Raw genomic sequence first — 23323 nt, forward strand, 5'->3', positions numbered from 1 at the left:
AACTGGAGGCAGATTTTATATCTCAGTATGGAGTAGAGGTATGGCAAGAGGTTTTTAATTTCCGTCTCAAGCCAGCACTGGATAAAGATTCTGACAGATGGCTACTGATTCAGTGGTGTGGTGAAGGAATTATCTCAGTCAAAAATGTGGCGTAGGTGCGATCGCGCAAAGTGAATTATGGCGATCGTTTAATTAAAAACTTCTCCTAAGTGCCCTCTTAATGCATCGATACTGCCCCACTGCTTCATCAAGCTTTCACTAGACAACAATTTAGCTTTAGTATCAAACCGAACCCACTCGGCTCTCATTTCCTTTTGATCAAGAGGAATACGGTTGGGATTGTCGAAATCAGCAATCCAATGAACCTTAACCCATCGGAAAATACCCCATGTATCTATTCCCCATTGAGGTTTATCTTCACTTCCCTCATTAACCAGTTCAACTACGTGTGTCAAGAATCGCTCGTACTCAGGTAGTTTTTGAGAAAGGATGATAAAAGATCCTTTTGGTAAGTTAAAGGCATGATTATCTACACCTTTACCCTCTTTAAAGTTTAACTGAAAGTAAGCTCCAACAGGATAGATTTTATACGCCCAAATATCACGATCATCATTTACATTTTTGATATATTCCAGACGACTACAATCCATTATTTTTAACCCTAAACCTTTATTTGATGTTGAATCTCTAAAAGCCTTTTGGCTACACTCTGACACTTTGCCTAAATGGAATATTAATGTAGTTTCTTTTTAGCCGATATTTTATTTTTCTACAAGTTCATTACCCATCTTTAATGTTTTACTGTTCGCCCTCGTATCCCCAAAGCTAGTACACTCATTAACAACACCCCCATCACTCCTTGCAGGGGATTATTATTCACACCAGTTACCCAATCAGGAATTTGGCCAGAATATTTCACTAATTTACCCACATTAATAATGTAGTAACCCCAAACTAAACCACTATGCAAACCAATTGGAAAACCCAAGCGTCCCCTCCGCCAACGCTTTCCCCATACTTGCGTTAATCCCAGCAGTACTAAAGCTGGAAATTGAGGCAGTGTATGAATAATTGCCTCTAAGGGTTTAATAAAGTGCAATGTAGCAAACGCAGTTGCATCTGTCCACAGTGCCACACGCGGGCTGTAATCTCTTTGTAATTCATCTAACAACCAGCCTCGGAATAACAACTCCTCAGCAAATCCAACACCTAAGCCAACAAGTGAACCCTCTAAAATAACTTTCAGCAAAAAAACTTTCGGTTGTTGCCACACCAACCAACCCAACAAACTTTCTACCCCAAAAAGTATCAGAATATTAATTATCCCCAAAGCCAAGCCACGCAGTAAATCCACACCGTTTTGCCGCGTGAACTCTAAGCCATAATGCCGCAGAATTTGGGGTTGCTGGTAGACATATTTACCCCATAGTCTCAGGAGAAAAATAAATATTGCATATAACAATACCAATGTCAATATACTTTCTAAGTTTGAATCATGCACTAGTAAGTATATTGGTGTAGCAAATGGCAACCATAGCAACAGTAAGGTCAAAATAAAAGCACCCAGCCTAATAGGGGCAGGGCGTTCAGCTAAACGGACAAAGTTTTTGTTCATACTAAACAAGTCAAAATAATCCGTAATTACAATCAGTTTTAGCTCTGAACTTTCCACTAAATTTTTAATTCAGTGTGGGCTGCTATACCCTTGTTACTTACGAATTACGAACTTGTACTGAGCGTAGCCGAAGTATTACGAATTACGAATTATTTGACTATTCATCAGGTTCAATCGTGCTACTTAAACCGTGACTTATCAATGTTTCGCAATAAAACTCAGCGTGTTCCAGGGCGCAAGTAATGACTAAAGCTAGCCCGTTAGTATGGGCTTCCATCATGATGCTAACAGCTTGGGGTTGGGTAAGGCTTGGTACAGTAGCGATTAGTGACTGCACAACATGCTCCATCGAGTTGTAGTCGTCGTTATGGAGCAAAACGCGATACCGAGGCGCGAGCTTGCGGGTTGTGGAAGGCTTTTGAATAGTTTCAACTGACACGGCTCTTTGCTCTTTTCTCGTTACTTCACTACAACAAAGTCTCTGTTTTGCGATCGCTTAACAGTCGTTTACCTATTCTATAGTATTTCTGCTCAGATACTATGCTAGGAAAACTCTTTGCTGCCAGGGATTGGTTGTATTAATTTTGCGTAGCCACTTGTGAGACAGATGTCTAAGACATGGCTGCCATAAGAGTGCTACCCTAATCTTACAGAAGCTTTCCTTAACGTAGCGCATTTTCACTTTTAAGATTAAAGAAGTTGCAAGCAAAATAATCCTTGCCCTTGCCCAAGATGGACATGAGCCTAGATTTTCTTCAAACGGGACAAATTGTGTCTCTAGAGTATGGTGACAGGAACCTGTATGCAGAAGTCATTCAATTTGTAGTTTCCCGCCAGTTATGCTGGGTGCGTCCTTTATTAATGGTTACTTTCGTAGAAGAATCACCCCTAATTACTGATTTGCGAGATGCATCTGACTTACTTTGGCCTGCAAATTTATTTCGCCCAGCATTAGACACAGAAGTAATTACCTTCTTGAGTCAACTTTTAGCGAAAGAACCAAAAACTGAACCTGATTCAGTCGCAAAGCAGCAACTGAATCAGTTTATTCACCAACTTTGGCAAGCATATCAAGAGGGGTTGGAGATTGGGGATTAGGATGGGGCATTGGAAATAGACAACATAGAGACTTCTTGAATAGTTCTTCCTTGTCTTCCTTGTCCCCTTTGTCTTCCCAGTCCCCAGTCCCTAATTCCCAACATTTTTCATACGTTGAAGACTGTGAAATTCGATTGCTACATCCTTCACACCAGAAATTTTTCGTCCCTTAGTAAGGTGGATAATTTTGGTTAGCAGCGTCGTCAATCGCCTTATGCATCACCTGAAGGATATGACTAGAAGTAAGTTTATCTGGATCGCCAGTAGCCATATTGATGATATCAACTCCCTTAGCAACGAGTTCATTCCGCTTGTGGGCAATTTCAGCAAACAGATTGGGAGGAATTTTTTTTAGGCGTTTAGCGAACTGTATGGCGATTTTCGATGAATGCATAATGTAGAGCTTCACCAGCACAGTTTACGCCACCTTAAGTATTTAAATAATCAACCTCATAGAAAAAGACTAGCAATCATATCGCTCTTGTATCCCCCTCCTAAATTTAATTACGAATTACGTTAGGGAGTCATTGTAACCTTACAGAGAAGCAAGCTACACACAACTTCTGTCTGCCACACGCTGTTCGCGTTCGTAGAAAGGGTCATTATGAATTATTTTAAAATCCTAGGCTAGGAACCAACTGGATTCTTCCAGCATCCATCTCTGCCATTAATAATTCTAGGGCTTCGTAATCAACATCAGAAATGTAACCTAGTTCCGTCAGTTCTGAGTTGATTTCATTCTCTATCTCAGGAGTTAGTTTTTTAATGTCAAGAGCTTTTTCTACCAATTTACGAATAGCGTACTGAGTTCTCATAAGTAATAACCCAACAGTAATATGACACTAATCATCCCAGATCAGCCTCAGTATAAAGAGTGATCCAAATACTAACTTAGTAGTGATATATATCACAATTTAATTAGTTAGATAGATAATTCACTATGACTTTGCCGTATGCCATCAGCAACGCTAAAGTGGGAGATTTAACCTAACGTTAAGACTTGGCTAAATTAGCTTTAGTTATAGACTAAGCAAGGTTTCTCAGCATAGTTACTGATAATTTGTCTGCTCTATGACCGTCTATAGTTGATTGTTTTTGAAGTGACATAAAAAAAAGTATATATAAACACATTTTAACCTGGAATTATAACAATCTTTAAACAGACATACTAAAGCAATAAAGATTCAGCAAAGAGAGCTCAGACGTATGGTCGATGCAACAAAATAGAGTTTATGTTCAAATAATCCTTAGCTTGACGCTTCAAAATTCTTAATAGGATGTAACTATGCAGGCAGTGCTTAACTATCCCAAAATTGCAGTTATTCGCCCTCAAGGGTGCTTAAATGCTGCAAACGCCTTGGAATTTGAACGAGATATGGCTACAGCGTTGGCGCAAAATGGTATTTCCACCTTGGTAGTAGACCTCGCAGCAGTAGAATCGTTAGACAGCGCGGGGTTGATGGCATTGTTATCTACACACAAGCTGGCTCTTACTTTAGGAAGAAGTTGCCAACTTAGCGCTGTTGCCCCACAAATTAGAATGATTTTTGAACTGACGCAACTCGATCGGGTATTTGAAATATTAGACGCTGAAGCCAAATTGACCCAAATATAACTTTATGTAAAAACACAAAGGTTCGGGCAATAATAAGTGGACTTTATGTAAAGGAGTTGTAAGTTGCAACGATAAAATCTGTTAGAAGACCTAATTCAATGCTAATGTTGGGTTTAGGTAGCTGTAATTAAGGTAGCTAGAAGATAGCACAGTGGTTGTTGCAGTTGAAAAATTAATAACGTCGGATATTTTAAAACCAGCACGTTACCTGGGTAACGAGCTGTTAGCGGTACACAAACCTTGGGATACGGCAGCAATACGCTGGGTTTTAACCTACCCAGAAGTATATGAAGTAGGTGCATCTAATTTAGGGCACATCATCCTTTATAACGTCTTGAATGCTCAACCGCGTCAATTGTGCGATCGCGCCTACCTCCCAGGAAAAGACCTGGCAGCCAAACTACGCGAGACTAATACGCCATTGTTTGCAGTAGAGTCAAAGCGATCGCTCACAGAATTTGACATTTTAGGCTTTAGCCTCAGTTACGAACTGGGTGCAACTAATATCCTCGAAATGTTGGATTTGGCTGGAATTCCTTTGACGTGGCGAGAGAGGCAGGGGAGCAGAGGAGCAGCACTTCGGCTACGCTCAGTGACCGAGGGGCAGGGGGGTAGTGAATCTACCGATACCCAGTCATCCTTTCCGTTGATTTTCGCTGGTGGGCAAACAGCGACATCAAATCCTGAGCCTTATGCTGACTTTTTCGACTTTATCGCCCTTGGAGATGGAGAGGAACTACTGCCAGAAATTGGTTTGGTATTGGAAGAAGGCAAACAAGCAGGATTAAGTCGAGAACATCTGTTACTTGATTTGGCACAGATACCAGGCGTATATGTGCCTCAGTTTTACGACATGGCAAAGGATGGCTCAGTTCATCCTTGTCGCCAAGATGTGCCGAAGCGAATTCTGCGAAGGGTGGCAACTCCCATACCAGCATATTCCATTGGTTTAGTTCCTTATGTAGAAACGGTGCATGACCGTTTAACCATTGAAATTCGACGTGGTTGCACTCGTGGCTGTCGCTTCTGTCAACCAGGAATGCTGACTCGACCAGCACGGGATGTAGAACCCGATAAGGTTGTAGAAGCAATTGAACAGGGTATGCAGGCAACTGGTTACAATGAGTTTTCTCTACTATCTCTGAGTTGTTCTGATTATTTGTCCCTACCAGCAGTGGGGATGGAAATCAAAAATCGCTTAAAAAATGAAAATATTTCTCTGACTCTACCAAGCCAACGGGTAGACAGATTTGATGAGAATATTGCCAACATCCTTGGAGGTACGCGCCAAGGTGGACTAACATTTGCTCCAGAAGCTGGTACTCAGCGGATGCGAGACATCGTAAATAAGGGTTTGACGAATGAAGAATTGTTGCGGGGAGTAAAAACCGCTTGGGAGCAAGGCTGGGATAAAATAAAGTTGTATTTTATGATTGGCTTGCCGGGTGAGACGGATGCTGATGTTGTGGGCATTGCCGAAACGGTAAGGTGGTTACAGCGAGAATGTCGAGGTAAGGGTAGAAAACCCCTAAACTTTAACCTGACGATTTCTAACTTTACGCCTAAGCCCCATACACCATTCCAGTGGCACTCAGTTTCTACCGCTGAATTTAAGCGAAAACAAAACCTGTTACGGCAAGAATTCCGCCGAATCAAGGCAGTGAAGGTAAATTTTACCGATGTCCGCATTTCGGCAATGGAAGATTTTGTGGGACGAGGCGATCGCAATTTGAGCAAAGTAGTCCGCCGTGCCTGGGAATTGGGTGCAGGTATGGATTCCTGGTATGAAAATTTAGATCGAGCTTTTAGCGCTTGGGGATCTGCGATCGCCCAAGCTGATTTAGATTGGAAATACCGCCAAGTAGAAAATGGCGAATGGAATTTGTTTCACGTAGAGGCGCAAAAGGGCAAAGAAGCAGAGGAGAATAGCCCACTCAGTACTCCCCACTCCCTCGATATTCCCCTACCTTGGGATCATATTGATACAGGGATTGACAAAAAGTGGCTCCAAGAAGACTTGCAACGCGCTCTAAAAGCTGCAATTGTACCAGATTGCTCTTTTGAAGGTTGTTCTCATTGTGGCGTCTGTGGCACCGATTTTGGGCATAACGTGGTGATTGAATCACCTGCTATCCCAAAATTTGCTGGCGAATTTGTCCCCAATACAACTAAGGCGCAAAGACTGCGAGTTTGGTTTGGGAAACAAGGTAATATGGCTCTAATGAGCCATCTTGATTTAATTCGTCTGTTTGACCGAGTTGTGCGACGAGCAGGCTTACCAATTGCCTTTACTGGTGGGTTTCATCCAATGCCACGCATTTCTTTAGCAACTGCTTTGGCTTTAGGGGCTACTAGCAGCGGTGAAATTGCAGATTTTGAGTTAACTGTGCCAGTGGAAGTTGATACTTTCTTCAGAAAGTTGGCTCGTGAAATGCCCACAGATATACCTGTATATAATGTGGAGCAGATAGATTTAAAAGCTAGTGCCGCTACCCAACTGCTAGAGACCGCAGAGTATTTAATTACTGTAGCAGCACTTGCAGAAACAACACCCATACAATGGCAAAACTGGATTGATACAATCAAAGCAAAAGAGGAACTTTGGTACGAGCAAATAACTAAATCAGGCAAGAGCCAGTTAATAAATCTGCGCGATCGCTTATTTGAACTGGAATTAGTAGAAAACGACAATTGCGTTGCAGAATCTATGTCATCTGTAATCCGTTATCTAGGTAGCTATCGTCAGGACGGTTTGCTGTTGCGTCCCGAACAAATCCTGTTTATGCTAGAGACAGTGGCTGGTGTAGAATTCCAACTCCTACACATCCACCGCAATCGGCTAATTTTAGGGGTATAATCCTTGTAGGACAACTTGCTAGTAGTTGTCCTAAGATGGCAGCTCACAGGAATTGATTTTTAGCAAGGTTGCGTTAGAANNNGGTGAAGAGAAATTTTCTGGCGCTGCATTGAANTTAGCTGGTTCACTACCCTCGTATTCAGGGGGCGAAAGCAAAGATATTAGAGTGCAACTTCTAGGATTTTATCCTAGAAAAACAAAAGGCAGATTAAAGAATGCACACTCTCTCTATAGCTACCTTGTGAATCAGTAACTAACAGCAGGCTCGGTTAGCTTCTCTAAATCCATGCTTTTAAACAACTGCTGAATGTCTAATTCAGGTAGTGCCCAAGAGCTAGTGCATTACTTTTTTAGAGTTAAAGCACTACTGTCGGTTATGCCGACTTGTTGTAGACGTTCATGAGACGCGTAAAGCACTGTTTGTCTTAGGCTAGAGCGGCTCAAGGCAGGTTAGCAACTGGCGCAGCTGAGTATAACCCTAAGATAAATCCGGGGAATGGAAAATAGAAATAGTTTCTTTTTCTTAACGAATTCAGTAGGTTACTCTCAAATAAAGGATCCTGAGTTAAAATGCTCACTCAGGATTTAGAACTTTCAAATCAGAACTCTCAAGATTTGAGGGTATTGCATCACAAATCAACCACGGACGGTTGATTTAATTGCTTAAACGATATACAGCAGTTCTGGAATAATCAGCCGTAGAAACGCTCTTAAGAGCGTCAATAGCTATTTAACTTAGAAGCTCAAATTTGCGATTTTTATTATCAGTAGCGCCTTTTGAGGGTTGCGAGGGCAGCAAAAGTATAATATCAAACCGAGAAAACACTGGTAATTAAAACTGACGCGGAGACGCAAGTAGTTTTGAATTATTAAGTAATTAACCGGACTTGATACAACAAACCTCAAACCTGTAAGTGCTGCCAATTTTTGAGGAAATTGAATGCCGAAACAAATTATCATCGCGGAGCAGCACCAAATTGCTGCGGTTTTTTCTGAAGATCAAATACAGGAACTCGTTGTTGCTACGGGGCACCATCAAATAGGTGATATCTACTTAGGAGTAGTAGAAAACGTATTGCCTGGGATAGATGCAGCTTTTGTCAATATTGGCGACCCAGAGCGCAACGGTTTTATTCACGTTACCGACTTGGGGCCATTGAAGCTCAAGCGTACCGCAGCGGCAATTACAGAACTACTTGCACCACAACAGAAAGTTTTGGTGCAAGTAATGAAAGAGCCAACGGGGACAAAAGGTCCCAGGCTCACGGGTAACATTACCTTACCAGGACGCTACGTAGTACTGATGCCCTACGGTCGGGGCGTAAATTTATCCCGACGGATTAAAAGTGAAAGTGAGCGCAACCGCTTGCGAGCGCTGGCGATTTTGGTCAAGCCGGCGGGAATGGGTTTGCTTGTGCGTACAGAAGCAGAAGGCAAACCCGAAGAAGCGATTATGGAAGATTTGGAATTGCTGCAAAAGCAATGGGAGGCGATCCAGCAGGAAGCGCATTCCACCCGTGCCCCAGCACTGCTCAACCGAGATGATGATTTCATTCAGCGCGTATTGCGGGATATGTACGGCGCGGATGTAAATCGGATTGTTGTGGATTCCAGTACTGGTTTGAAGCGCGTCAAACAGTACTTGCAGAATTGGAGTGGCGGTCAAACACCGCAGGGATTGTTGATTGATCATCATCGCGATCGCTCCCCAATTTTAGAATACTTCCGCATCACTGCTGCGATTAGAGAAGCCCTGAAACCAAGGGTAGACCTACCTTCTGGCGGTTATATTATCATCGAGCCGACGGAAGCACTAACCGTAATCGATGTTAACTCAGGTTCCTTCACGCGATCGGCAACAGCTAGAGAAACAGTTTTGTGGACAAACTGCGAAGCCGCAACAGAAATTGCTCGTCAGTTGCGTCTGCGAAATATCGCCGGGGTGATCGTCGTTGATTTTATCGATATGGAATCGAGACGTGACCAGCTACAAGTTCTCGAACACTTTAATAAAGCACTCAAAGCAGACAAAGCTCGTCCCCAGATTGCTCAACTTACCGAACTGGGTTTAGTAGAACTGACCCGCAAACGTCAGGGTCAAAATATTTACGAATTGTTTGGTGAAACTTGCCCCACCTGTGGCGGTTTAGGACATACTGTGCGTCTGCCTGGAGAAATCGAAAACCGATTGCCAATACCGGCAGAGACACCAGAGCGCGAACGTTTTGTATCCTTACCTCACCGAGAACCACGTCAGCCATCTGCCCGCACCCCTGAACCACGAGAAACATACGATGGATTTGGGGAAGCATTTGACGGCGACTCGGAATTGAGCAACTTAAATCTGATCAATCATCCTAGTTATCAAGAACTGAATGATAAGCGCCGTACCCGCACTCGCCGCAGTCGAATTGGTGTCAATGGGTTAAACGGGAAAGATGAAGCTCGGATTGTTCCTAATCCCCTGGCTTTTGTTAACGAGCCAGATTTAGACCTGGATATAGAACCAGAACTAGGAGTTGCACCAGAAATTCCCTCACCCACCCTTGGTAAACCAGGCTGGAGTGAAAGAGTAGAGCGCACTAAAATTATCAAGGCAGAACCAGTTAAACCAGTGGTAGAACCACCGGAGATTAGAACTGTAGAAATGAGCCTCCAAGAACAGGATATATTTGCCTTAATGGGAATATCTCCGTTGGTGAAGTTAGAGCAAGAGGTGAAAAATACCAAGTCTGTAATTATTAATGTGATTCAGCCCGGTCAACAGCCAACGACCCCAATTGAATCAACCTCAGAATCAACTATTGTCCAAAAAGCAACACCTGAAATAATCACTATTGCCCAAAAGGCAACGCCTGAAATAACTGCCAGCAAAATACCGACACCAAAAGTTATTGAGCCAGAACAAAAATCTTTGATTGAAGAAACAACTGAACCATCGGAGTTGACTGTGAATCCTTCGGGACGCTTGTCTGCAAAAGCCGCCGCCGCGAACGAAATCGCAGATGAAAGCGAAGCTAATAGCAGCGCCACTGCCAGCCGTCGCCGCCGCCGTCGTTCCTCAGCGATCGAGGATAATTAATTTGCTTTATGGTAGAAACATCGCCAACGCCTTTGGAACAATCCGCTTGGCTGGAGTTTTCTACCTTGTTGTCAGAGATTCCAGGGTTAGTTGCAGGTGTTGATGAAGTAGGGCGAGGTGCTCTATTTGGTCCTGTCGTGGCGGCAGCAGTGATCTTACCAGATCGCGCTTTGCCTATACTGATGGCAGCTAAAATCAAAGACAGTAAAAAGTTGTCTAGTTCTCGGAGAACCGAGCTAGCGCAGCAAATTTGTGCGCTGGCTATAGACTGGAAAATTGGGTTTGCTTCTACTGCCGAAATTGACAAGATAAATATTTTGCAAGCGACGCTGTTAGCAATGAAGCGGGCTGTACTGAAGTTAAAGGTACAGCCTGCACTTTGCTTGATTGACGGCAATCAGTCAATCAAAGATTTGTTATTGCCGCAACAAACAATAGTTAAAGGAGACGAGCGATCGCTCACTATTGCCTCTGCTAGTATTGTTGCTAAGGTTTGGCGTGACGATCTGATAATGCGTCTAGCATTAAAATACCCTATGTACAACCTGGAGTGTAACAAGGGTTATGGTAGCCAGCGACATTTGCTGGCTTTGCAACAATATGGGCCGTCGCCTCTGCATCGTCAGTCTTTTCGTCCTTGCCAAATCAAAAGTCTGAATGTTGAGTGATTGAAGAAGAATACAGAATTCAGAATGAATTAGTGGGGATTCAGTCGTGCCACTAATTACAGAATTCAATTCTGTAGCTTGCTTCCCTGAAAGGGTATTCTGGCTCCTGAATTCTGTTTGTTAAAATAATTACTCAGCATTCAGGATTGGGAATTCAGTGGTATCCCTGTCAAGTCCTCTGTCTTTGGTTTGTGATATCACCCAGTAACGATAATCCGTCAAAAGTTGATTCAATAACCGTTGCTTGACTGACAACAGTACGCTTTTAAGCAAACCATTGCCAGTAGCTTCTAAAATCGGCTTAGGAGTAAAGGAAAATGGCGGTGGGAAATCCACCACCACTTCTAAATCAGCTTTTCCTTGCAGGCGAGTGCCAGTGCTAAACTCTTTGGGAGACAAATAGCCTTTTAAATTGAGAGCAAAGCGCTGGTTAATATACTCGAAACCTAAAATTTCACAGTTTAGTGATCGCAAATAAATTATTCCATTTGATTCTGCCCAGACTCTCATGTCTACAGTAGGTTGAATACTCAGTGACATAAAAGTCAGCGGACGCATTTTCAAGCGAAATACTTCTTCAGAAAGCTGCTGAATCCGACTATTGTCAACCAAAGCCTTAACTAGGCGTTGAGGCTGACGCAAGTAGTGCTGAATGGGAATAGGCTGCTCTGGAACAGCGATTTCAACCGATTGGGAGGCAGTAAACCGGGTAGCCATGAGCTAATAAAAATATCTGTTTCTTAATTTTAATATTTTTTAACAACTTAGTTCTGATTATTAGAAAAGTACAAAATTTATTGACTATAAAAATGATGTATTGCTTATCAGCTATACATCATTAGCAAAAAGTTGGTACGCTCATTCTATCTTTAGTTCAGGAAATATAGATTAGGATTTAAGTCTTGACACAAAATCAATGATATGCTTATTTGCCGGGATAGAAACCAATATAATTGCTCTTAAATCTTCATAGGGATTTAGCAAAAAACTGCTAGAAAATCTATCTACTAAAAGACTCCTTTCCATCACTTATTTTCTTGGATACATATTTCGTTCTATCCGTTTAGTGCATAAATTATAAAAATAACAGTGTTTAGTAGAGTAGGTATTGAATATATTTTCCAAACCAAAATATCATAATCTCTGTTTCTGCATTAAACTCGCAACTTGATATAAAAGCATGACTTTATCGATCGCACATTTAGGACCTCCCGGCACTTACACAGAGCAAGCAGCTGTTTTTTATGTCAACTGGCTAACTAGAAGTACGGGAGTTGAAGCTAGGTTATGTCCCTATCCCACCATCCCCCAATCACTGCACGCCGTTGCTGATGGTCAAGCTAACTTGGCTGTTGTGCCAGTAGAAAATTCTATTGAAGGAAGTGTGACTACAACAATGGATACACTATGGCAGTTGGACAATTTGCGAATTCAGTTGGCTTTGGTATTACCCATTGCCCATACATTAATTTCTTGCGCATCTAATTTAGATAAGATTAAAACTGTTTATTCTCACCCGCAAGCCTTGGCACAATGTCAGGGATGGTTAGAGCGGTTTCTCCCAACTGTACAGATTATTCCCAGCAATTCCACAACCGAAGCACTACAGCGATTGGAGCAAGAGACAACAACAGCAGCGATCGCTTCTAGTAGAGCTGCTCAACTCTACAACCTGCCGATACTTGCTAGTGGTATCAACGACAATCCAGAAAACTTTACTCGTTTTTGGGTAGTAAGTCAGGGTGAGGTGGACGCTGGATACCAAGCAACAAAAGCGCCTGCTAGTCACACATCGCTGGCTTTTAGTATGCCTGCCAACACACCCGGAGCATTAGTCAAACCTTTGCAAATATTTGCTCAACTAGGGATTAACCTCAGCCGGATTGAATCTCGTCCTACGAAGCGATCACTAGGCGAATACTTGTTTTTCATGGATTTAGAAGCGGATGCCAAGGAAGCACAAATGCAATCTGCTTTAGCAGAATTAACTATGCACACAGAAATTTTGAAAATTCTTGGCGCTTACAATGTTTTACCGATCGGCACCGTTACTTAAGAAGTTAGGAGTTACCAGTTAAGAGTTCTCATTTAGGATTTACAAATTATCAGCCAGGAAATATAAATTATAAGTTGTCGATCTTTTATTTTTGTTTTTTCTTCCTAACTTCTAACTCCTAACTCTTAACTCCTCACTTTTCACTAAATGTATCTTTGAGAACAGCGCGAGCTGCCAAGTGATTCCGAGTAGAAGTTAAAATTTCTGCTTCTCGCTCTAGACGAGTGACAGTATCTTGCATTTCTAATAATAATTGCTGCTCTGCGGCGACACCATAAAGGTTACTGGCTACCCAATAAGATAATTCTGTAGGTAGATCAGGCAAATCTTCTGGCAATTCGATATTTTGTTCGGTTAATTTGGCTGACAGACGCACAACATCTCGTAGTAGTTGTTCTACTTCAGTTGATAAAGGTCGCAAATCTTTAGTCGGTGGTTGGTCTTCAATCCACTCAACTAAGCCAACGCGGTATGGCTTTTCACGAACATACTCTAATACACGAAATCTTTGCTGCCCTAAAGTCATCATTTTGATCCGATCATCTGGCAGTCGTTGGTGATGAATGATTTCGGCACAGCAACCAGTGTTTGCAATTGTACCTTTGACTGGATCAAACATCAAAACACCGAACCTGCGATCGCTCTCCAAAATCGTATTCATCATGATTCGGTAGCGAAATTCAAAGATGTGCAGGGGTAATGGCCTAGTAGGAAACAGAACTACTTCGGGTAACGGGAACAGAGGTAGTTCGCGAACTGCAATTTTAGAAGATGATGTCATTGTTACTTTGGTATAAACTTAATCTTTAAAATTTCTTTCTTTTTCTCTGCTTTTCCCGTACTTTATCTACATTCTATCATTTGTTTCCTAGCTAAATAAAAGCCCTGAGATATATTTCTTCAGGGCTGTGTAAATATTCATACTAATGTCTTTTGTCCTTTGTCCTTTGCTAATGACAAATGACCAATACTTCTCTACGAGAGGCTACGCCAACGACTACGCTCAGTACAAGTGACTAATGACTAAATTAAAGTTTGACTTCAATATCTACACCCGATGGTAGATCCAATTTCATCAGGGCATCAATAGTCTTAGAAGAGGGCTGGTAAATGTCAATAATCCGGCGATGAGTACGGGTTTCAAAGTGTTCCCGTGAATCTTTATCTACGTGAGGCGATCGCAGCACACAATAGATCCGGCGTTTTGTTGGTAAGGGAATTGGGCCTATAGCTGTAGCGTTGGTGCGGTTAGCTGTGTCTACAATCTTCTCGCAAGATGTATCTAATAAGCGCCTGTCAAAGGCTTGTAAGCGAATTCTAATCTTCTGCTGCTGTAGAGTTGCCATCTTTAATTTTCCAGGTTCTGCGTAATTAGGNGGAGTATTTACAGGTTAAAGGTTGCAAGTTATCGGTTACAGAAAACTATTACCTGTCCCCTGTAACCTATTGCCTTATTTATAGAGGGAAGAGAAAGGAGCAGAGAGGCAAAATAAATACCATCTCTGCTCCTTTGTTATGAGCAAAAAGGTGCTACTTGATAATTTTGGAAACGACACCAGCACCGATGGTGCGACCACCTTCGCGGATAGCGAAGCGCATTCCTTGTTCAATCGCGATCGCGTTGATCAATTCTACTGTCATCTTGATGCGATCGCCTGGCATGACCATTTCTACTTCTTTGCCTTCATCGGAAGTGTAGGCTTTGATAGTACCAGTTACATCGGTTGTCCGCACGTAGAACTGGGGACGATAGCCAGCGAAAAATGGAGTCTTACGACCACCTTCTTTTTCTGTGAGGACGTACACTTCACCTTCAAATTCATTATGAGGTTTAATTGAACCTGGTTTGGCAATTACCATACCCCGTTCAATATCAGCCTTCTGGATACCCCGGAGTAGTACGCCAGCGTTATCTCCAGCCATACCTTGCTCAAGACTCTTCTTGAACATTTCAATCCCAGTTACGGTAGTAGCGCGAGTATCTCTGATACCCACTAGTTCAACGTTATCGCCAACTTTTACTACACCCCGTTCAATCCGACCAGTGGCGACAGTACCACGACCTGTGATTGAGAACACGTCTTCTACAGCCATCAGGAAAGGTTTATCAACATCCCGCTCAGGAGTGGGGATGTAAGAATCTACAGCATCCATCAGTTCATAGATTTTGTCTACCCAAGGATTTTCACCGCGTTGGGTCTTGGGATTCTTGGTCATTGCTTCCAGAGCTTGCAGACCAGAGCCTTTGATAATAGGGATATCATCACCAGGGAAATCATAGCTGCTTAACAGTTCTCTCAGTTCTAGTTCCACTAGTTCCAGGAGTTCTGGGTCATCCATCAAGTCTTCTTTGTTCAAGAAGACAACCAGACTAGGAACACCAACCTGTTTTGCCAACAGAATGTGTTCGCGGGTTTGGGGCATAGGACCATCGGTAGCAGCAACTACGAGGATACCTCCGTCCATCTGTGCAGCACCAGTGATCATGTTCTTCACATAGTCAGCGTGTCCTGGACAGTCTACGTGAGCATAGTGTCTATTTGCAGTTTCATACTCTACGTGAGCGGTATTGATGGTAATACCCCGTGCCTTTTCTTCTGGGGCATTATCAATTTGGTCGTAGCCTTTAGCTACAGCTTGACCCATAGCTGCCAAGGTCATGGTGATGGCTGCTGTCAAGGTAGTTTTACCGTGGTCAACGTGGCCAACTGTACCGATATTAATGTGGGGTTTATTCCTTTCAAACTTTGCGCGTGCCATGAATGCTCATTTCCTTATTTTAACTAAGCGTTCCCTTTGCTTTTTGCAATGATAGTTTCAGCTACGCTGCGAGGCACCTCTTCGTAGTGGCTGAATTCCATCGTGAAGGTACCCCGACCTTGCGTTTTTGACCGGATATCAGTGGCGTAGCCAAACATGCTCGCTAGTGGAACTTTGGATGTTACCTTAGCGAGTCCCTTTTCGGTGCTTTGGCTTTCAATCTGCCCTCGGCGGGTGTTGAGGTCGCCAATGACGTTTCCCATATAGTCTTCAGGAACTTCAACTTCAACTTTCATCATAGGCTCTAAGATGACAGGTGAAGCTTTCAGTACAGCCTCTTTCATCGCCATTGAGCCAGCGATTTTGAAAGCCATTTCTGAAGAGTCTACATCGTGGTATGACCCATCAATTAGCGTCGCTTTAACGTCAATCAACGGATATCCAGCTAGAACACCGGATTCGCAGCTTTCTTTCATTCCTTGTTCTGCGGGGCCAACGTACTCTTTAGGTACTGTACCACCAGCAATTTTGGAAACGAATTCAAAGCCACTACCGGGTTCTCCAGGCTCCAAATTGATCACAACGTGACCGTATTGACCTTTACCACCACTTTGGCGGATGAATTTGCCCTCAACTTTATTTACAGCTTTCCGAATTGTTTCTCGGTAAGCTACTTGTGGGGCACCTACATTCGCTTCCACCTTGAATTCTCGTAACATCCGGTCTACTAGAATTTCTAGGTGTAGCTCTCCCATCCCCGCGATCACGGTTTGGTTTGTTTCCGGATCGACGCGGACACGGAAGGTGGGGTCTTCTTCTGAGAGAGATTGCAGAGCCTTGGACAGCTTGTCCATGTCGTTCTTGGTTTTGGGTTCAACCGCTACCGAGATCACAGGCTCGGGAATGAATAGTGATTCCAGAATTACTGGCGATCCATCATCACAGAGCGTGTCACCTGTCAAGGTGTCTTTCAATCCCAGAGCTGCTCCCAAATCACCCGCTCGCAGTTCATCGACATCTTGCCGATCGTCTGCCTTCATGAGAACTAAGCGAGAAATCCGTTCTTTTTTATTCTTACTAGCGTTGAGAACGTAGCTGCCCTTCTTCAGGACACCAGAATAAACGCGAACAAATGTCAGCCGACCGTAAGGGTCAGCCATAATCTTGAATGCCAGAGCCGCTAGGGGTTCGTTGTCATCAGCCCGCCGCTCAACAGTATCGCCATTGGGCAGTAAGCCTTGAATTGGCGGTACTTCACTTGGCGCTGGGAGGTAATCAACAACGGCATCCAGCATCAATTGCACGCCTTTGTTTTTGAATGCCGAACCACAAAGTACTGGTACAATTGTCCCCGCAATTGTGCCTTTACGTAGGGCAGTCCGAACTTCCTGTTCTGTAAGTTCTTCGCCCTCGAAGTACTTAGCCATCAGAGCATCATCGGTTTCTGCCGCAGCTTCTATGAGCTTGGTACGGAATTCGTCTACCTGCGCTTGTAGTTCTTCTGGGATATCAGTTTCCTGAATATCAGTTCCTTGGTCATTAGCGTAAATATACGCACGTTGCCGTACTAGGTCAACGATCCCTCGGAAGTCGTTTTCACTACCAATTGGTAGTTGAATGGCGATCGCATTCGCCCGCAGGCGATCGCGGATTTGCTCGTGAACTTTATAAAAGTTCGCTCCGGTGCGATCCATCTTGTTAATAAAGGCTATCCGAGGAACTTTGTAGCGTTCTGCTTGACGCCACACTGTCTCAGACTGCGGTTGCACGCCACCCACAGAACAAAATACTGCGATTACACCATCCAACACGCGCATCGAACGCTCAACTTCAATTGTGAAGTCTACGTGACCCGGAGTATCGATAATGTTAATTTGATGATCTTTCCAACTGGTACTGATCGCAGCAGCAGTAATGGTAATTCCCCGCTCCCGCTCCTGCTCCATCCAGTCTGTGACAGCAGTTCCTTCGTGAACTTCGCCAATTTTATGAATTATCCCAGAGTAAAATAATATTCTCTCTGTTGTTGTTGTTTTGCCCGCATCTATATGCGCCGCAATACCAATGTTGCGTACTTTCTCTAGCGGGATCGTGCGTGCCACAGCTACCTCCTATAGTTTTTGCCTCATGATATCTTGTATATTACTCTTTGTTAAGATTCTATACTTTTAGGGAAAACCGTCTTCTTTTTGTAAATCATACGATATACCGCTTCTGGAGGGCGATATATCGCTTTTTTACTTAGTAACGATAGTGTGCGAATGCTTTGTTAGCTTCCGCCATCCGGTGCGTTTCTTCGCGTTTGCGAATGGCATTGCCAGTTTCGTTGGCAGCATCCATTAACTCATTTGCCAGTTTGCTGGCCATTGTCCGGCCTGGTCTAGACCGAGAATATTGCACTAACCAACGCAGTGCTAAAGTAGTGCCCCGTTCTGTACGCACTTCCATTGGTACTTGGTAGGTTGCTCCACCAACTCGCCGAGCCTTTACTTCTACTAAAGGCGTGGCATTTCGCACTGCTCTTTCAAAGGTTTCTAAGGCACCAGCACCAGTGCGTTCTTCAATAGTTTTTAATGCATCATAAACAATGCGTGCGGCAAGTGATTTTTTGCCATGACGCATGATCCGTCTGATAATCATGCTCACAAGGCGACTGTTATATACGGAGTCAGACGGAACTGGGCGCCTTTGAATAACACCACGACGAGACATACTTCACCTTTAATTCGGAATTGGCAACGAAATTATATGCTATCAGACACTGGAAACTAAAAGCGGTAGAACCCAACCCTCAGACTTCCTCTATTTTTTTCGACCGTTGCAGCAAGGCTGACTTATTTACTGCCAATTTTGGATTTTGGATTTTGGATTAAAAGTTTTCGGTATATATTCCGATCGCAAGGATCTGAACAAATCAAAAGTCTGTAAGCCTAATTCCCTTGTGGGTTTGACCAATCCAAAATCGCAAATCGTTCGACTGAGCAACTTGCCTTGAGCGAAGTCGAAAGGAGCCGAAGTCTAAAATCTAAAATTGTTTGACTTGCTACCTGCAACTAAATACTCAAGGCGACAAGATTATAAAATTTAATGTTCAGATGAGAGACTCGCTGTCAGTTACAGCTTTCTCCTCAGAACTTCTACACTTGCTCGCTTAGTGTAGATGTAGCTTGCTTGATTTTTTGAAACAGACTTTAGCAGCCTTCATAACTACTGTTAGAACAAAGATGCCGCTCTTCTTTTGCCCTTCAATGTTTTTAAGGTAGACGATTAATCGTATTGGATGCGATTAATCGTCTAATCCTATTTTTTCGCTTCTTTAGGACGCTTGGTTCCATATTTGGAACGGCCTTGCTTGCGGTCTTTGACTCCGGCTGTATCTAGGGTGCCACGGATAATGTGGTATCTCACGCCTGGTAGATCCTTAACCCGACCGCCACGAATCATCACAACTGAGTGTTCTTGTAAGTTGTGACCAATGCCTGGAATGTAAGCTGTGACTTCAAATCCAGAAGTAAGTCTGACTCTTGCTACTTTGCGTAGGGCTGAGTTAGGCTTTTTTGGTGTGGTCGTGTATACTCTGGTACAAACTCCCCGACGTTGGGGGCATTGTTTCAGAGCAGGGGACTTGGTTTTCTGACGCGCTTGTTCGCGCTCATTTCGTATTAGCTGCTGTATTGTTGGCATGAGTTACAGCGCGTAAAGCTGCTTATGGTCTAAGTTTTAACAAATCCTGATTATATCTTTTTTTACGGCTTTATGTCAATTGTTATTTTTCCTTAGCCATCAAACATCTGTTTTTTGACTAATGCTCAATCACTAGGGACTCAAGGAGAAGGAATTGCCACACCCACAGGTAGCGATCGCCAGAGGATTGTGGAAGCGAAAACCACCACCCATTAAGTCTTCTGAATAATCAACTCTCAAACCGTTGAGGTAATTTAAGCTTGTGGCATCTATGACTAATTGAATCTCATCCAAGTCGAAAACCTGGTCGTCAACTTTTATTGCTTCATCGAAGGACATATCATAAAAGAACCCGGAACAACCACCTGGTTTTACTGCCAATCGAAACAAGAGATTTGGCTGCTTGGGCTTTATTCGCCCAATCTCACTTACGGCTGCTTGACTCAGATGAATCATGGAACTCGTTTTTTGCAATTGAATACCCCATCTTCCATTTTACAGATAGGTTGACCCTTGCTTGTGCAAAATTCCAAATTACCCAAGGCATGAGCGTGATCGCTATTACTACATTTATAACACTAACATATTTCAGTCCCCACCTTAACTAGGTAGGGACTTCTGGGGTGTAGTAGTTCGTTTACAAAGACGGTTTACACGAATTAGCTTTGGGATTAAAGCTTTAATAGCGTTCTTTTGGTTTTAATCTTTGGTACGGGCATAGTCATCTTGGTAGCGAATAATATCATCTTCTCCCAAGTATTCGCCATTTTGGACTTCAATCAACACCAAGGGGATCACGCCAGGATTTTCTAAACGATGAGATGTACATTGGGGTACGTAAGTTGATTCATTATTGCTCAGTAGTACTTCTTTCTCACCACAAACTACTCTAGCTGTACCAGAGACGACAATCCAATGTTCACTACGGTGATGGTGCATTTGTAGACTGAGGCGGTGTCCAGGCTTAACTTCGATGCGCTTAATTTTGTATCCGCGCCCTTCTTCTAAAACTGTAAAAGCACCCCAAGGACGTAATTCAGTTGCAGCAACGCCCCTGGAAGTTATGGTTGGAGGGAGGTGTAGAGTTTCAGTCTGTGTAGTTTCTTGATATCGAGCCATAGTTACCTCATTTGAAGACATAACAAACCGTTGGTACTCTTAATTATTGATAAAAAATCTGGCGCTATCTTGCAACCTTGAAAATCAGCAATTTTGTCGCACTTTGATAAACATAGCAAAATCAAACCTGATGGTGTAAACCATCACTACTAAAATTCTGATGTCTACACCAAGTCTTCATCAAGCAAAATGACAGCTTGTTCTAAACTTTAAAAAGTGACTGGGGATTTGGGACTGGGGATTGAGTTTTTTTTCTATTACCTCATTTTCTTCGTGGTTTTAGGAAAATACCAATTCCGTTGTGAACACGAGCAGCGGTACTGGGCGATCGATCGAGTAGTTGCCCTCCTAAATAAAGGCTGGTAGAACTACCGCCGTCCAAATTTAGGGCATCTACACAGCCCATGAGTTGCATCAATTGGGCGTGTTCTGCCAAATTAGGCTCATAACCGCCGACACGATTATGGGTAGCAGTAATCATTAGTGTGCCTGTTGCCGTTGTGCAAATACCGCTACGAATAGCTTTTTCGGCAATAAAGGCATTGCTGAATTTTTCGCCTTTGGCATCAAGGACAATTTGACGATTTTGGACTAATAGCGGCCCAGCCCCGATAATGTGGGGATAACGACTAAAATCAGTCGGAGTAGTGGCGCTGGAAATGCTTACTGTGCTTCCAATAGGTAGCTGGGAGACAGCAGTAGTAGCGTTAGCGCGTAAAGTTAGCAGGTAGCCATCCTGGGGAATGGGAACCGCAGCTACACCAACTTTGCCGCCTGGGAACTGATTAGTAATTTGGTCTTTCTGTACCACTAAGATAATTTCGTTATCTGTCAGGGGTGTGTAAGTTGATCCCCAAGCTGTGGTGTAACGAGCAATGCCACTCTGGACGTAACCACTGTTGAGAAACAGAATTGGTAGGCGTTGGTCATTTGCTGCGATTAAAGTTTCTTCTAAGGTGAGACGACCAAAGTAAAATTGGCCTGAATCATTCCAAGCGATCGCACCTCGGTTAAGAATCGGGCCTGATAACCATTGACTATCTCGACGAATCGCACCCAATGGCAATTTGTTATTACGGTTAAAGTAACCACCATTAATTCCAGCTACTGCTAAGTAACGTTGTGCTGTTTGAATTAAGGGAGCAGTACCCGCAAGCCCATCAGGACTAGCCCACATAGGTTTCAACGTTAGCCCAAATTTGCGAGGATTAACTTCTAACCAAACCACAGGAAAGCGTTGTGTGCCTAAGTTGACATAATGCTGTCGCCAGCGCAATCCTGAAGTCCAAGTAATATCCCGTTCTTCTAGAGGATCGGGTCGAATATTGATAATCAGGCGATTGGGGTTATCTACAGTAATAACTTGAGGCGATAGACCAAAGGGAACGCTCAGACTAATAATCGTTTGGTTTTTCACTACCTCCACTTTTTGAATCAGTGGCTCAGGGGCTGGTGGTATTAGTTCTGTTGGTGTAGTTGGTAATAATTGTTTTAGCAAGTTTGGCAGCAATGTTGGTGCTGCTGGTGGCTGGGGAGTATAGCGTTCTATCAAAACGGGATCGGCTATTCCATCCAGGGTAATTGTCCATTGTCTATTTGGCGGTACAGTAGATTTGGGAGTTGGCGTATCTGGATCGGAAGATGGAGTTTGGGGTTTTGCGATCGCTGACCCTTGTACAACTTGCCAGGGAGTGGGACGATCTAAATCGACAAGAATCCGAGACTGCTGCAAAGGGGTACTCGCTTCTGGAGGTTCCTGACTCTGAACAATATTTGTGATTTGTGTTTTTGGGGTAGCAATCACCAAAGTGTTGCCATTAGCTTGAATTTGCCAGCCAGATGTTTGAGCAAAATTAGTGATATCCAGATAGCGATATGCTCCTAGTAGGCTGGTGGCTAATACCAGTGGCTTTGTCAACGACGAAAACCACTGTATTGGTTGCTTCGCTGAATTACTACTGTTTAAGAAATTTACTCCAATTAATTGCCTAAATGCCCCATCACTAATATTGGTTGTCACCTGTCCCGATTTTCCAGGTCGCTGTAACCAAGTTCCTGGTAAAGTACGACCATTGAGGGAAATTTGATTACCAGAGGATGCCACACCTGGTAAAGGAGGTGTGGGTGACTGTGATATTAACCTGGGTGTTGATTTGGTGGTTTTTGGGGACTCCTGGGCGTTGGTAGCATAGGTGGTAGTTAAGCACAGTGTTGTCAAAAGTATTGATGACACAGTAGCCTGAAAAAACTTGCGATCGCCCTTGGCGTTTGCAGAGCCATCGCTAATCTCTGATTGGCAACAATTCGGCATTTTTACCATAATTTACTAGATGCTTTGGAAAACTATTACCCAAGGTTTAAACTAACCAATTATTTGGAAATATAAAGGAAACATGACTTTATTTTTGAATAAATATGTTAATCTATATATTGGCTAGTTATCTCTTTTAGAAACACATTAATTTATTTAGACGCTAAAGCCACTGCAATCAAGTTTTTTAACTCCCACTAATTCTAACCACACTATATACGGTAGTTTTGGTTATCAAAATTGGATTAAGATATTTAATCCTAGCTGAAGGTTGCTACTGTTATTACTTCAGTAATGTCTAGTTAATAGTAATACATGCGGCAAGTGGTAAGCGGTAAAATTCTAGACAACAACAATATTTGGGAATTGTCAAATGGGTATATATTGTAATACGCTGATTTTATTGCTGGATCGGGATAACCAAATAATTACTAATTCGTAATTAAAAAGGTACACCA

The 23323-nt window shown here is 43.1% G+C and carries 20 protein-coding genes and 1 pseudogene; 6 read left to right on the plus strand and 15 right to left on the minus strand.

All coding sequences use genetic code 11. The annotated features are described in order from the left end of the window. Positions 1–188: 188 nt before the first annotated feature. From QUD05_RS06205 to clpS, 3 genes are all read right to left on the minus strand, one after another. Positions 189–716, minus strand: a complete 528-nt coding sequence (locus tag QUD05_RS06205; protein ID WP_289795319.1) for a hypothetical protein — start codon at positions 714–716, stop codon at positions 189–191. A gap of 74 nt (positions 717–790) precedes the next feature. Beyond that, entirely contained in the window at positions 791–1615 is an 825-nt protein-coding gene (locus QUD05_RS06210; RefSeq protein WP_289795320.1) for a CPBP family intramembrane glutamic endopeptidase, read from the minus strand. A 157-nt stretch (positions 1616–1772) separates the two neighbouring features. Beyond that, the gene (clpS, locus tag QUD05_RS06215) at positions 1773–2054 is read right to left on the minus strand and encodes an ATP-dependent Clp protease adapter ClpS (RefSeq protein WP_012410249.1); all 282 of its coding nucleotides are present in this window, start codon (positions 2052–2054) and stop codon (positions 1773–1775) included. A 293-nt stretch (positions 2055–2347) separates the two neighbouring features. Between clpS and QUD05_RS06220 the strand changes: the two genes are divergently transcribed. Beyond that, complete coding sequence (locus QUD05_RS06220) at positions 2348–2713, plus strand: hypothetical protein (protein WP_289795321.1); 366 nt, start codon at positions 2348–2350, stop codon at positions 2711–2713. A 172-nt stretch (positions 2714–2885) separates the two neighbouring features. Here the strand turns inward: QUD05_RS06220 and QUD05_RS06225 are convergent. Next, a pseudogene (locus tag QUD05_RS06225) lies at positions 2886–3086 on the minus strand (LL-diaminopimelate aminotransferase); the annotation flags it as partial. 241 nt (positions 3087–3327) lie between these two features. Then, a complete protein-coding gene (locus QUD05_RS06230) occupies positions 3328–3528 on the minus strand; it encodes a hypothetical protein (RefSeq protein WP_094349495.1) in 201 nt (66 codons plus the stop codon). A 470-nt stretch (positions 3529–3998) separates the two neighbouring features. Here QUD05_RS06230 and QUD05_RS06235 point away from each other — a divergent pair, with 470 nt between their 5' ends. The 4 genes from QUD05_RS06235 to QUD05_RS06250 all read left to right on the plus strand — a co-directional run bounded on the left by QUD05_RS06235 (position 3999) and on the right by QUD05_RS06250 (position 10935). Next, on the plus strand, positions 3999–4328 hold the full coding sequence (locus QUD05_RS06235) for an STAS domain-containing protein (protein ID WP_289795322.1): 330 nt from the start codon (positions 3999–4001) through the stop codon (positions 4326–4328). Between the two features lie 151 nt (positions 4329–4479). Continuing rightward, positions 4480–7185, plus strand: a complete 2706-nt coding sequence (locus QUD05_RS06240; RefSeq protein WP_289795323.1) for a TIGR03936 family radical SAM-associated protein — start codon at positions 4480–4482, stop codon at positions 7183–7185. Positions 7186–8125: 940 nt separating this feature from the next. Next, the gene (rne, locus tag QUD05_RS06245; protein ID WP_289795324.1) at positions 8126–10267 is read left to right on the plus strand and encodes a ribonuclease E; all 2142 of its coding nucleotides are present in this window, start codon (positions 8126–8128) and stop codon (positions 10265–10267) included. An 8-nt stretch (positions 10268–10275) separates the two neighbouring features. Further along, complete coding sequence (locus tag QUD05_RS06250) at positions 10276–10935, plus strand: ribonuclease HII (protein ID WP_289795325.1); 660 nt, start codon at positions 10276–10278, stop codon at positions 10933–10935. A 129-nt stretch (positions 10936–11064) separates the two neighbouring features. Here QUD05_RS06250 and QUD05_RS06255 read toward each other — a convergent pair whose 3' ends face one another. Then, on the minus strand, positions 11065–11652 hold the full coding sequence (locus QUD05_RS06255; RefSeq protein WP_289795326.1) for a DUF1997 domain-containing protein: 588 nt from the start codon (positions 11650–11652) through the stop codon (positions 11065–11067). Positions 11653–12115: 463 nt separating this feature from the next. Between QUD05_RS06255 and pheA the strand changes: the two genes are divergently transcribed. Continuing rightward, positions 12116–12991 carry a prephenate dehydratase gene (gene pheA / locus QUD05_RS06260; protein ID WP_289795327.1) on the plus strand — a complete coding sequence of 292 codons (876 nt, stop codon included), beginning with the start codon at positions 12116–12118 and terminating at the stop codon, positions 12989–12991. A gap of 133 nt (positions 12992–13124) precedes the next feature. Here the strand turns inward: pheA and QUD05_RS06265 are convergent, their stop codons facing one another. The 9 genes from QUD05_RS06265 to QUD05_RS06305 all read right to left on the minus strand — a co-directional run bounded on the left by QUD05_RS06265 (position 13125) and on the right by QUD05_RS06305 (position 22874). Next, positions 13125–13772, minus strand: a complete 648-nt coding sequence (locus QUD05_RS06265; RefSeq protein ID WP_094349488.1) for an LON peptidase substrate-binding domain-containing protein — start codon at positions 13770–13772, stop codon at positions 13125–13127. A 247-nt stretch (positions 13773–14019) separates the two neighbouring features. Next, complete coding sequence (rpsJ, locus tag QUD05_RS06270) at positions 14020–14337, minus strand: 30S ribosomal protein S10 (protein ID WP_008232935.1); 318 nt, start codon at positions 14335–14337, stop codon at positions 14020–14022. A 184-nt stretch (positions 14338–14521) separates the two neighbouring features. Next, a complete protein-coding gene (gene tuf / locus QUD05_RS06275) occupies positions 14522–15751 on the minus strand; it encodes an elongation factor Tu (protein ID WP_069070114.1) in 1230 nt (409 codons plus the stop codon). A 23-nt stretch (positions 15752–15774) separates the two neighbouring features. Then, positions 15775–17853, minus strand: coding sequence for an elongation factor G (gene fusA / locus QUD05_RS06280; RefSeq protein ID WP_289795328.1), 2079 nt, complete (start codon positions 17851–17853; stop codon positions 15775–15777). 139 nt (positions 17854–17992) lie between these two features. After that, a complete protein-coding gene (rpsG, locus tag QUD05_RS06285) occupies positions 17993–18463 on the minus strand; it encodes a 30S ribosomal protein S7 (protein ID WP_069070112.1) in 471 nt (156 codons plus the stop codon). 588 nt (positions 18464–19051) lie between these two features. Continuing rightward, positions 19052–19435 carry a 30S ribosomal protein S12 gene (gene rpsL / locus QUD05_RS06290; protein WP_012410236.1) on the minus strand — a complete coding sequence of 128 codons (384 nt, stop codon included), beginning with the start codon at positions 19433–19435 and terminating at the stop codon, positions 19052–19054. Positions 19436–19567: 132 nt separating this feature from the next. Continuing rightward, positions 19568–19891: a HesB/IscA family protein gene (locus tag QUD05_RS06295; RefSeq protein WP_289799891.1), complete on the minus strand. Its 324-nt coding sequence runs from the start codon at positions 19889–19891 to the stop codon at positions 19568–19570. A gap of 243 nt (positions 19892–20134) precedes the next feature. Continuing rightward, the gene (locus tag QUD05_RS06300; protein ID WP_099099760.1) at positions 20135–20554 is read right to left on the minus strand and encodes a cupin domain-containing protein; all 420 of its coding nucleotides are present in this window, start codon (positions 20552–20554) and stop codon (positions 20135–20137) included. A gap of 262 nt (positions 20555–20816) precedes the next feature. Continuing rightward, positions 20817–22874 (minus strand): phosphodiester glycosidase family protein, encoded by a 2058-nt coding sequence (locus tag QUD05_RS06305; protein ID WP_289795329.1) that lies wholly within the window; start codon positions 22872–22874, stop codon positions 20817–20819. Positions 22875–23323: the final 449 nt, after the last annotated feature.

Origin of the sequence: Nostoc sp. GT001 (genome assembly GCF_030382115.1) — a bacterium.
Lineage (GTDB): Bacteria > Cyanobacteriota > Cyanobacteriia > Cyanobacteriales > Nostocaceae > Nostoc.